The sequence below is a fragment of the Kribbella sp. NPDC050820 genome (assembly GCF_040653975.1).
Classification (GTDB): domain Bacteria; phylum Actinomycetota; class Actinomycetes; order Propionibacteriales; family Kribbellaceae; genus Kribbella.
Genome location: NZ_JBFAHB010000028.1, coordinates 87347 through 98059, shown reverse-complemented (window position 1 = coordinate 98059; position 10713 = coordinate 87347). Strand labels below are relative to the sequence as shown.

Annotated in this window: 8 protein-coding genes; 3 read left to right on the top strand and 5 right to left on the bottom strand. The window is 68.8% G+C overall.

Translation table 11 applies throughout. The features are described from left to right. Positions 1–85: 85 nt before the first annotated feature. From AB0H36_RS23825 to AB0H36_RS23805, 5 genes are all read right to left on the bottom strand, one after another. Positions 86–850 carry a hypothetical protein gene (locus AB0H36_RS23825; protein ID WP_360527261.1) on the bottom strand — a complete coding sequence of 255 codons (765 nt, stop codon included), beginning with the start codon at positions 848–850 and terminating at the stop codon, positions 86–88. Between the two features lies 1 nt (position 851). Next, complete coding sequence (locus AB0H36_RS23820) at positions 852–1850, bottom strand: ABC transporter ATP-binding protein (protein WP_360527258.1); 999 nt, start codon at positions 1848–1850, stop codon at positions 852–854. 317 nt (positions 1851–2167) lie between these two features. Next, positions 2168–3415, bottom strand: a complete 1248-nt coding sequence (locus tag AB0H36_RS23815) for a DUF4142 domain-containing protein (RefSeq protein WP_360527254.1) — start codon at positions 3413–3415, stop codon at positions 2168–2170. Between the two features lie 122 nt (positions 3416–3537). Next, the gene (locus tag AB0H36_RS23810) at positions 3538–5841 is read right to left on the bottom strand and encodes a sodium-translocating pyrophosphatase (protein ID WP_360527251.1); all 2304 of its coding nucleotides are present in this window, start codon (positions 5839–5841) and stop codon (positions 3538–3540) included. Between the two features lie 248 nt (positions 5842–6089). Next, positions 6090–6419, bottom strand: coding sequence for an STAS domain-containing protein (locus AB0H36_RS23805; RefSeq protein ID WP_360527270.1), 330 nt, complete (start codon positions 6417–6419; stop codon positions 6090–6092). 192 nt (positions 6420–6611) lie between these two features. Here AB0H36_RS23805 and AB0H36_RS23800 point away from each other — a divergent pair, with 192 nt between their 5' ends. From AB0H36_RS23800 to AB0H36_RS23790, 3 genes are all read left to right on the top strand, one after another. Further along, positions 6612–8921, top strand: coding sequence for a DEAD/DEAH box helicase (locus tag AB0H36_RS23800; RefSeq protein WP_360527248.1), 2310 nt, complete (start codon positions 6612–6614; stop codon positions 8919–8921). A gap of 34 nt (positions 8922–8955) precedes the next feature. Then, positions 8956–9318 (top strand): hypothetical protein, encoded by a 363-nt coding sequence (locus AB0H36_RS23795; protein WP_360527245.1) that lies wholly within the window; start codon positions 8956–8958, stop codon positions 9316–9318. Between the two features lie 406 nt (positions 9319–9724). Next, positions 9725–10492: a hypothetical protein gene (locus AB0H36_RS23790; protein WP_360527243.1), complete on the top strand. Its 768-nt coding sequence runs from the start codon at positions 9725–9727 to the stop codon at positions 10490–10492. Positions 10493–10713 lie beyond the last annotated feature (221 nt).

Sequence of the window (10713 nt, the reverse complement as noted above, 5' to 3'; positions counted from 1 at the left end):
GTTCCTTTCTGACCCCTCAGCCCGGCCGGGCCCTCGCGTCCCCGGCCAGGGCCCCTCAACCAGGGCCGGGGACGACGTCAGGTGCTCAGGCGTCGCGCTTGCTCGCCGTGAACAGCGCGATGACCAGGATGCCGATGGCCCAGGCGGCGAAGTAGGCCAGCGCCCACCAGGGCGAGAGCGCGGTGGAGGCGCCCGCCGCGTCCGCGCCGGCCAGGCCCATGTCCTGCTCGCCGTTGAGGAACTGGTTCGCGTTGGTGAACGGCGTCCACTTCTGCAGGTCGTCGCCGATCTTCGGGATCAGCGGCAGCAGGCTCTCGACCAGCAGCGGCCAGAGGATCAGGATCGCGATCGCGCCGGCGCTCTGCCGGATCAGGATGCCGACCGCGATCGCGAAGATCGCGGACAGCGCGTAGACGAAGCCCTGACCGAACATCAGCCGCCACTCGGCGGAGGTGTTGATGGCCATGTCCGCGCTCGGCGCCAGCAGGTTGCCGATCGCCCACGAGCCCCAGGAGGCGGCCAGGCCGACGACAGCGGCCAGGGTCGCGACCACCACGGTCTTGTTGAGCAGCAGCGCGGCGCGCTGCGGGACCGCCTGGAAGCTGGTCCGGATGGTGCCGAACCGGTACTCGGTGGTGACCGCCAGCGCAGCCATCACCATGATGACCATCTGGCCGAGCCCGACGCCGAACTGCGTCATCGCCGGGGTCACCCGGGCCTCGTCCGGACCGGTCGCGAAGCCGGTGGCGAGCGCGGCCAGGCCGATCGACAGCACGGCCGCGACGATCATGCACCACCACGGTGAGCGGGTGGAGAAGAGCTTGATCCGCTCGACGGTGATCAGCGACATGTCAGTTGTCCTCCTTCGGACCCGAGACGACCTCGACGTTCGACGGTGCGTCCAGGTTCACGTCGCCGACGTGGGCGAGCTCGTCGTGTGCGTGGTACTGGACCGAGTCCCCGGTCATCTGCATGAACGCCTGCTCCAGCGAGCCGCGCTGCAGGGTCAGCTCGTGCAGCACGATGCCGTGCGCGGCGGCCGCCTCACCGACCTGGTCGGTGGTCAGGTCGCCCTCGACGAACAACACCTTGCCTTCCTTCTCGACGTCCTCGATCCGGGTGACCAGCTGCTGCTGGTGCAGGACGCCGGCCAGCTGGTCCAGCTGCGGGGTCCGCACCTTGACGGTGGTGCCGCTGGCGCGGTCGACGAACTCCTGGGTGGAGCTCTGCGCGATCAGCTTGCCGCGGCCGATGACGATCAGTTCCTCGGCGGTCTGCGCCATCTCGGACAGCAGGTGGCTGGAGACCAGCACGGTCCGGCCCTCGGCGGCCAGCCGGTGCATGAAGTTCCGGATCCAGAGGATGCCCTCGGGATCGAGGCCGTTGACCGGCTCGTCGAACAGCAGCACCTCCGGGTCGCCGAGCAGCGCGCCGGCGATCCCGAGCCGCTGCGACATGCCCAGCGAGTAGGCGCCGGCCCGCTTGTTCGCGACCGAGGTCAGGCCGACCATCTCCAGCGCCTTGTCGACACTCTCCTTCGGCAGCTTGTTGGAGGCGGCCATCCAGGCCAGGTGGGACCGGGCGGACCGGTTCGGGTGCACCCACTTGGCGTCCAGCAGCGCGCCGATCTTGGTCAGCGGCTGGTGCAGGTCGCGGTAGCGCTGGCCGTCGATCCGGACGTCGCCGGAGGTCGGGGTGTCCAGGCCGAGGATCATCCGCATGGTGGTGGACTTGCCGGCCCCGTTCGGGCCGAGGAAGCCGGTCACCTTGCCCGGTTTCACCTCGAAAGACAGGTTGTCTACGGCAACGGTTGCGCCGTATCGCTTGGTGAGGCCCATTGCCTCGATCATCGCCGTACTCCTCGTTCGGTGACGCGCCAGTGCTGCACTTCGTCGGGCGGTGCTGTCCAGATCAGTATCGAGGTCCGACCGGGCCGGATCATCGGACCCGGGGCGGATCCGCTGTGTCCACCCCTGGGTTGATTCTGCCGTCCGGCCGGAGCACGCTGCCATCGGTTAAAGCCCTGACCACGACCCCGACGATCCCCCATCGACCCCACCGGCCGCATCAGCCGAAAGTCGACGTACGGCGGTACTTCCGGATAACCGTGGAAAAGATGGAAGTCACCACCGAATGACGGCAACGCGTGGTTTAACGCGAAACGGCGTCAGTCCACGGGAACGCCGTACAGCACGAGATTGTGGCTGTAGCGCCGAGTTGTCTGGTTGTACGTGCCGATGCAGGTGACCAGCGCCAGCCGAGGCTTCGCGGCGCCGTGGAACAGGTCGGTGGGCAGGTCCTGCTGCCGGTAGGTGCGGCGAGCCACGATCCGGTACTGGTGTACGTCGCCATCCCCGGACGTGACCGCGACCTTGGCTCCGACCGGCACCTGCGACAGCGCAGCGAACACCGCGCGCCCGTGGCGGGCGGAGTCCACATGGCCGGCGAGCAGCACGGTGCCGCCGGACGCGCCCGGCGCGGCGCCAGCAGCCCACCAGCCCACGTCGACGGGCGACTTGGGCATCTGCAGCAGGCCGTCGACGCCGGTCGCGACCGGGGCCACCGATGCGTCCAGGAAGCCAGGCACCGAGAGCCGGACCGGTGGAATGGCGGCTTCCCGCTCCGCCGCGGTGGTGCCGGCCTTCGGAACCTCACCGGTGTCACCCGGCAGCCCGCCGAACACCATGAACAACCCTGTTCCCAGCGCTACTACGCCGACGAGGCGCCGACGCGCCGGGACCGACTTACCTCGGAGGAGGAGTACGCCGAGGCCGAGCAGGGCCAGCGCGGTCAGCGAGCGAGTCCGCTGGGCGTCTGCGACCTGGCCACCGTCGCCGGTGGGCACCACGGGAGAGCCGCTGATGATGCGACAGCTGGGTGACACCATCCGCAGATGCATCTGGACCACGGGCTGGGCGCCCTTGGCCACGGACACGACGGCTGGCTCTGTGCCGTTCTTCAGCTCGGTGGCAATGAGCGTCAGGAGCTGCTGGTGCTGTTGCCGTTGCAAGGCCAGCCAGGCGGCGTCGTACCCAGCCGCCCCCGCTTTCGCCTCGAGGGCGTCGAGCTGCTGGCGCTGGGCCTGCGAAGGGATGGTTACCAGCCCGACGCCGAGTTGGCTGGCGGCCTCGAGGTCCTGCGCGGCCAGCCTGCGATGGTCGCGTTCCATCAGGGCGCCGACCTGTTGCACGCACCTGGTCCGGCCCTGGGTCTTGGCCGCCTGGGCGGCCTGAATGATCGTCAGATGGGTCTGGTGGGCGGCGTTGAGGTAGGTGACGTCCTCCTGCGTCGTCGCGGCGCTGGCGGGCTGTGCCGCACCCAGCACGCCCGCCGCGACCAGCAGCAGAAGCGCCGACAGCCGGGCGATCGCCGTCAGTCGGGGAGAGGCAGAACCGTTGCTCTGTCGCCGAGGCACCCCCCTTACCTCCCTGCCCTCAGACGTCAGCACCTACCGACGACACTAAAGCGGTCGACTGTCTGGGTCCATGCGAAACGGCCCGCCGGATGACCGGCGGGCCGTTCTGCTGCTTGCCTGGATCAGGCGGCGGCGTTCACCTCGGCGGGGGTGTCGGCGATGACCGACTCCCGGCGCTTGGAGACGATCACGGCCGCAGCCAGGATCACCACCGCGGCGACGGCGATGCCGATCCGCAGCGGGGTGTTGGTGTCCTCGCCGATCGCGGACATGCCCACGACGGCCGGGGCGATCAGCACCGAGACCAGGTTCATCACCTTGATCAGCGGGTTGATGGCCGGGCCGGCGGTGTCCTTGAACGGGTCACCGACGGTGTCACCGATGACGGTGGCCTCGTGCGCGGGCGAACCCTTGCCACCGTGGTTGCCGTCCTCGACGAGCTTCTTCGCGTTGTCCCAGGCGCCACCGGAGTTGGCCAGGAAGACCGCCATCAGGGTGCCGGACGCGATCGCGCCGGCCAGGTAGCCGGCCAGCGCCGAGGCGCCGAGGCCGAAGCCGACGGCGATCGGCGCGGTGATCGCGAGCAGACCCGGGGTGGCCAGCTCACGCAGCGAGTCGCGGGTGCAGATGTCGACGACCTTGCCGTACTCCGGCTTGCCGGTGCCCTCCATGATCCCGGGGATGTCGCGGAACTGGCGACGGACCTCGTAGACGACCGCGCCGGCGGCCCGGCCGACGGCGTTGATCGCGAGACCGGAGAACATGAACACCACAGCCGCGCCGATGATCAGGCCGACCAGGGTGGACGGGTCGAAGACCAGCGCGTCCGCGTTGAAGGCCCGGTCACCCGCGTCGTCCAGCACCGCGTAGATCGAGTCCGTGTAGGAGCCGAACAGCGCGGTCGCGGCCAGCACGGCGGTCGCGATCGCGATGCCCTTGGTGATCGCCTTGGTGGTGTTGCCGACGGCGTCCAGCTCGGTCAGGATCTGGGCCGCCTCGCCGTCCACGTCACCGGACATCTCGGCGATGCCCTGGGCGTTGTCGGAGACCGGGCCGAAGGTGTCCATCGCGACGATGACGCCGACGGTGGTCAGCAGACCACAACCGGCCAGCGCGATCGCGAACAGCGCGACGACGCCGGAGCCGCCGACCAGGAAGGCGCCGTACACGGCGGCCGCGATCACCAGCGCGGTGTAGACGGCCGACTCGAAGCCGACCGAGATACCGGACAGGATGACGGTCGCGGCGCCGGTCAGCGAGGTCTTGCCGACGTCCTTGACCGGCTTGTCCTCGGTGCCGGTGAAGTAGCCGGTCAGGGCCAGGATGATCGCGGCCAGCACGATGCCGATGAGCACCGAGACGGTGGCGATCAGGCGCGGGTCGCCGTCGTGGGCGGCGATCGCCTCGGTCGCGCCGGTCAGGTCCCCGAAGTTGCTCGGCAGGTAGACGAATGCCGCCACGGTGCAGAGCACCGCGGAGATGATCGCGGACAGGTAGAACGCCCGGTTGATCGTCCGCAGGCCGTTCTCGCCGGTGCGCGGGCGGGTCAGGAAGACGCCGATGACCGCGGTGATCGCACCGATGGCCGGCACGATCAGCGGGAAGATCAGGCCCTGCTCGCCGAAGGCGGCCTTGCCCAGGATCAGCGATGCCACCAGCATCACGGCGTACGACTCGAACAGGTCTGCCGCCATACCGGCGCAGTCACCCACGTTGTCACCGACGTTGTCGGCGATGGTGGCCGCGTTGCGCGGGTCGTCCTCGGGGATGTTCTGCTCGACCTTGCCGACCAGGTCGGCGCCGACGTCGGCGGCCTTGGTGAAGATACCGCCGCCGACACGCATGAACATGGCGAGCATGGCGGCGCCGAAGCCGAAGCCCTCGAGCACGGTCGGGGCGTCACCCTTGAACAGCAGGACGACGAGTGCGGCGCCGAACAGGCCGAAGCCCACCGTCGCCATCCCGACCGTTCCACCGGTGCGGAACGCGACCCGCATGGCGGGGTCGCGGCCCTCGTCCCGGGCCGCCGCGGCGACCCGGACGTTGGCGCGCGTCGCGAGCCACATGCCCAGGTAGCCGATCAGGGCGGAGAAGCCCGCACCGACCAGGAAGAAGACGGACCGGAAGATCTTCAGCGTGGTCTCGTTGTCGCCGTCACTGTGCGCGGGCAGCAGGAACAGCAGCAGGAACGCCACCACGGCGAAGATCGACAACGTCCGGAACTGCCGGTTCAGGTAGGCAGAGGCGCCTTCCTGGACCGCAGCAGCGATCGTCTTCATGTTCTCGGTGCCATCGTTCGCGGCAAGCACCTGGCCCCGGAAGACCATCGCAATGGCGACCGCGAGGATCGCGATCACTCCGACGACGATCACCAGTGTGGTGTTGCTCGACGAAAGATCCACCGCTTGTGCAAGCAGCGCGGACATCCGTCCTCCTTGTAGGCAACCCTTCCGGGCTTGACGGCCCCCGTTTGCCGCAACCGAAGGGTTGGGAAAATACGACACAGCGCCAATGACTGGCGCGGTGGGTCACTCTAACGGGTATCCGACCAGACCTGACGACAGGGTGGTCTACGCCATACCCGCGATGTCAGGCAAGAACCGCCATACCGTTGCTACCCCTCCCCACCGCCCCAGTCACTCTTCGTAGTTCTGTGGATACCTTTTCGCATGCTTCAGATCGCCGAGGCGACGTCCGGGTGGATGTCGAAGACCTTCGTCAGGCCGGTGATCCGGAAGATCTTGAGCAGCCGTTCCTGGGTGCAGACCAGGGACAGGGATCCGTCGTGGGTGCGCACCCGTTTCAGTCCGCCGACGAGGACGCCGAGACCCGTGGAGTCCAGGAACTCCACACGTTCCAGGTCGATCACCAGGTGGTGGACACCTTCGTCGACGAGGGCGGCGATCTTCTCGCGGAGCTTCGGTGCGGTGTAGACGTCGATCTCCCCCGCCACCTCGATGACGGTACGCCCGCCCTCGGCGCGGGTGTTGAGCGACAGATCCACTTCGGCCTCCGATCCCGTGAACTGCTGCATTCAACCATGTACGGACCGTGAGTAGGACCGTTCCCGAAAACTCTTTCATCTCGTTACACCTGAAGTCGATCTCAGTGCCCAAAATGCCGCGTGCATCCGCATCTGCACAAGATGGGCCGGACCGGATCAGCACTGTCCGAGGGCGTAACTAAGCTCAGAGTCATGCGTGTGGGTGGTGAGGCGACGACTGTGCTGAAGCGCCTCGCCCTGGGCCGCGACGACCGGCTGACCCATGTCGAGTCCGTGCCGCCTCGCCTCGGGCAGACCTGCGACTGGCCGCGCTGGGCGCCGCCGGAGGTGCTCAGCCAGCTCGCGGACGCCGGCATCACGGCGCCTTGGACTCACCAGGTCGCGACGGCGGAAGCGGCGTACGCAGGCAAGCATGTGGTGGTCGCGACGGGGACGGCGTCGGGCAAGTCGCTCGGCTACCTGCTGCCCGCCTTCGCCACGTTGAGCATCGCGCAGGCCGCCTCACCAAATCGCCGTACGGCCTCCGTGCTGTATCTGTCCCCCACCAAGGCGCTCGCGCATGACCAGCTCCGGGCGGTCTCGTCGTACACGGTGCCCGGCCTGCGGGCGACGACGCTGGACGGCGACTCCGAGCGCACCGAGCGCGACTGGGCCCGTGACCACGCGACCTATGTACTGAGCAACCCGGACATGCTGCATCGCTCGGTCCTGCCGAACCACCAACGCTGGGCCCGCTTCCTGGGCTGCCTGCAGTACGTCGTGGTCGACGAGTGTCACCACTACCGCGGTGTCTTCGGTGCGCACGTGGCCGGTGTCCTGCGGCGGTTGCGCCGAGTCTGCGCGCAGTACGGCGCTCACCCGATCTTCGTCTGCGCATCAGCGACCGTGGCCGAGCCTGCGGTGTCCGGTGAGCGGCTGACCGGCCTGCCGATGGTGGAGGTCGTGGACGACGGCTCACCCCGCGGCGGCGTCGCCTTCGGGCTGTGGGAGCCGCCAATGACCACCTTGCGCGGCGAGAACGGCGCACCGGTACGCCGCTCCGCCACAGCCGAGGTGGCCGACCTGCTGACTGATCTCGTTGTCACCGGCGTCCGGACAGTGGCCTTTGTCAGGTCAAGGCGCGGCGCCGAGCAGGTCGCGATGACCGCCCGGGAGAACCTCGCCGACGTCGATCCCGGGCTGACCGACCAGGTGTCGGCGTACCGGGCCGGCTATCTGCCGGAGGAGCGCCGCCGGCTCGAGGGCATGCTGCAGAGCGGTGAGCTCACCGGAGTCGCGGCGACGAACGCGCTCGAGCTCGGCATCGACATCGCCGGCCTGGACGCCGTGCTGCTGTCCGGCTGGCCGGGCACTCGGGCGTCCCTCTGGCAGCAGGCCGGACGCGCTGGACGTGCCGGTGGGGACGCGCTGGCTTTGCTGATCGCACGCGACGACCCGCTCGACACCTACCTCGTGCGGCACCCGGCCGCGATCTTCGGGCGGCCCGTCGAGGCAACGGTCTTCAACCCGGAGAACCCGTACGTGCTCGGCCCTCAGCTCTGCGCCGCCGCCCAAGAGCTCCCGCTGACCGCCGCCGACTACGAGATCTTCGGCAGTACGACACCATCGGTCATCCAGCAGCTCGTCCGGCAAGGCCTGCTCCGGGAGCGGCCGCACGGCTGGTTCTGGACCCGGCGGGAGCGGGCGGTGGACGCGATCGACATCCGCTCGGCGGGCGGCAAGACAGTGCAGATCGTGGAAGACCAGACCGGCCGCCTGCTCGGCACTGTCGACGGCGGCTCGGCGCACGCGTCGGTCCACGAGGGCGCGGTCTACGTGCACGCCGGGGAGTCTTACCTGGTCAAGACGCTCGACCTGGAGGGGTACGCCGCCGTCGTGGAGCCGGCCGCCCCCGACTACACCACCTTCGCCCGGGACGTGACGGAGATCAGCATCCTGGCGACCGAGGAGACCTGCTCCTGGGGTACGGCGGAGCTGTCGCGCGGCTGGGTCCAGGTGACCAGCCAGGTCGTGTCGTTCCAACGCAAGCTGATCGCGACCGGCGACGTACTCGACGAGCAGCCCCTCGACCTCCCCGAGCGGACCCTGCGGACCAAGGCGGTCTGGTGGACCATGCCCGACACCACGGTGGCCGCTCTCGGGCTGGACGACGTACCGGGCGCGGCGCACGCGGTCGAGCACGCGTCGATCGGCCTGCTGCCGCTGTTCGCCACCTGCGACCGCTGGGACATCGGCGGCGTCTCCACCGCCCGGCACGCGGACACCGGCCGCCTCACCGTCTTCGTGTACGACGGCCACCCGGGCGGAGCCGGATTCGCGGAACACGGCTACGCCGCGGCGCGCGAGTGGTTGACCGCGACACGTGAGGCGATTGCACACTGTGAATGCACGGATGGGTGTCCGTCCTGCGTACAGTCGCCGAAGTGTGGGAACCAGAACAACCCACTCGACAAGAGCGGCGCGGTAGCGCTGCTCACCGCACTACTCAGCAGTGAGGCCTGAACAGCCAGCCCGGCTGGCGGAGAGGCAGCTCGCCATGGCCGTCCTCGGAATCGTCCTGATCGTCCTCGCCGTCCTGTTCGCCCTGGGCGTCCTGGTGACGTCCGGCGCCTCCACCACGATGGAGGTCTTCGGCGTCGACTTCGGTGTCTCGGTGGCCACCGTGTTCGTGCTCGGCGGTTTGGCCGGCGCGACCCTGATCTTCGGGCTGTGGCTGACGAAGAAGGGACTCGGTCGCGGCTACCGCCGGCGCAAGGAGATGCGTGACCTCCGCGCCCAGGTCACCGAGAGTGACAGCAGCGCGGACACCCGGCCGGAACTCACCACCGACCGCGACGAGGCGCCGACTGCCGAAGAGCCCACCACCGTGGATCCGGATCAGTCCAAACAACCGCACTGACAACTCTGTTGCCAACGGCCTCAAACGATGCCCTGAGTCCCCCGGATATCCACAGATTGCCGTAAGATCTCGATCGAAGCACGGCTGCCGCACGACGAACCTCCAGCCAGGTTTCGATGCCCTGCGCAACGACTTCGACTTGGCAGTTAGTTGCCAATGGCATCAAGTTCCCGGGTCTGGCCGTAACCACGCGTCAGCCTCCTGTGCCTTACTGGTTGTGGCGTCAACGTCGCGTTGAGTCACTGTCGCCTTCCGGGCCGCACCGCCTCCTCACGGGGGATCGACCCGCACCTCGCCCTTCGCGCAAGGGGTGTCGTCGCGGTTCCCGGGGCCGGGTCCGGCTCACCGCGGTCGGGGTCCCGACGACCTGACGCGAGCTGCGATGGCACGACCTCTGGAGGTTGTCTTGATCATCCGTAAGCTGTTGAGCCGTACCGGCGTGACGGTGCTTGCCGTCAGCGTCGCTCTGGCGACCGCCCTCCCGGCGGAGGCCGCGAACGTCTCGCCGCGCGAGTCGGCGCCTCCGGGCGTCGAGGTAGGCGTCTCCAAGCAGATCGCCACTCGTTCCGACACGCGCTACTGCCTGACCTTCGTCGCGGCCGCCAAGGTCCCGATGGCGGTCATGATGGCCTGCGCGCCGGGCAAGGAGGGCAAGACCCAGGAGTGGATCTACACCGAGTCCGGCCAGCTGCAGGTCGCGATGAGCAGGAGCGTCGGTGGCGCCCTTGCCAAGACCGGCGCCTGCCTGGACACCGGTGCGGACCTGGCCAAGGTTCCGGCCTCGGCGCCACTGCTGGTCCTGCCGTGCCGTGACGGCGACGGGCAGAAGTGGAGCTACGACGAGAGCGCGGGCACGTTCGTGAACGCCGCCAGCGGTCTCGCCCTCACCTCTCTGCTGGGCAAGGGGAAGGCCAAGCAGGCACAGCCGACCGGCAGCATGGCCGCGTCCGGCACACCGGTCCAGGGCTGGAGCGCGCTGCCGCTCCCGGGCCTGGACATCCTGGGTGCGGTCCTGGCACTCGTGAACGCGCTGCTCGCGGCTCTGGGCCTGGCCCTGCCGTTGCCGATCGCGAACGCCGCATCCAGCCTGCTCGAGCTGGTTCGCCCGAAGACGGCGATCCCGGCGCAGATGACCGAGCTGCCGAAGCAGATGATGCAGCTGGCTCAGCGCTGATCCGAGGAGGATCCTCAGCCACACAGAGGACAGCCGGCCCCGACGATGTCGGGGCCGGCTGTTTTCTCACTCCTTCGGTGTGATCGACACTCCTTCAGTTGTGGGTCTGGTGATCTCGTCGGTTCGGAACCGGTGCTCGGGGTCCGGCGCTGCGGATCCCCGCTGCTTGCGCGTCAGCGGGAGCCTCGCGTCGGGATCACCGTCCTCCCCTGTCGTCCGCG

Excerpts from the sequence above, each read along its gene's own strand:
- AB0H36_RS23810 (WP_360527251.1), bottom strand. The coding sequence starts at position 5,841 with ATGTCCGCGCTGCTTGCACAAGCGGTGGATCTTTCGTCGAGCAACACC.
- AB0H36_RS23795 (WP_360527245.1), top strand. The coding sequence starts at position 8,956 with ATGGCCGTCCTCGGAATCGTCCTGATCGTCCTCGCCGTCCTGTTCGCC.
- AB0H36_RS23825 (WP_360527261.1), bottom strand. The coding sequence starts at position 850 with ATGTCGCTGATCACCGTCGAGCGGATCAAGCTCTTCTCCACCCGCTCA.
- AB0H36_RS23800 (WP_360527248.1), top strand. The coding sequence starts at position 6,612 with ATGCGTGTGGGTGGTGAGGCGACGACTGTGCTGAAGCGCCTCGCCCTG.
- AB0H36_RS23820 (WP_360527258.1), bottom strand. The coding sequence starts at position 1,850 with ATGATCGAGGCAATGGGCCTCACCAAGCGATACGGCGCAACCGTTGCC.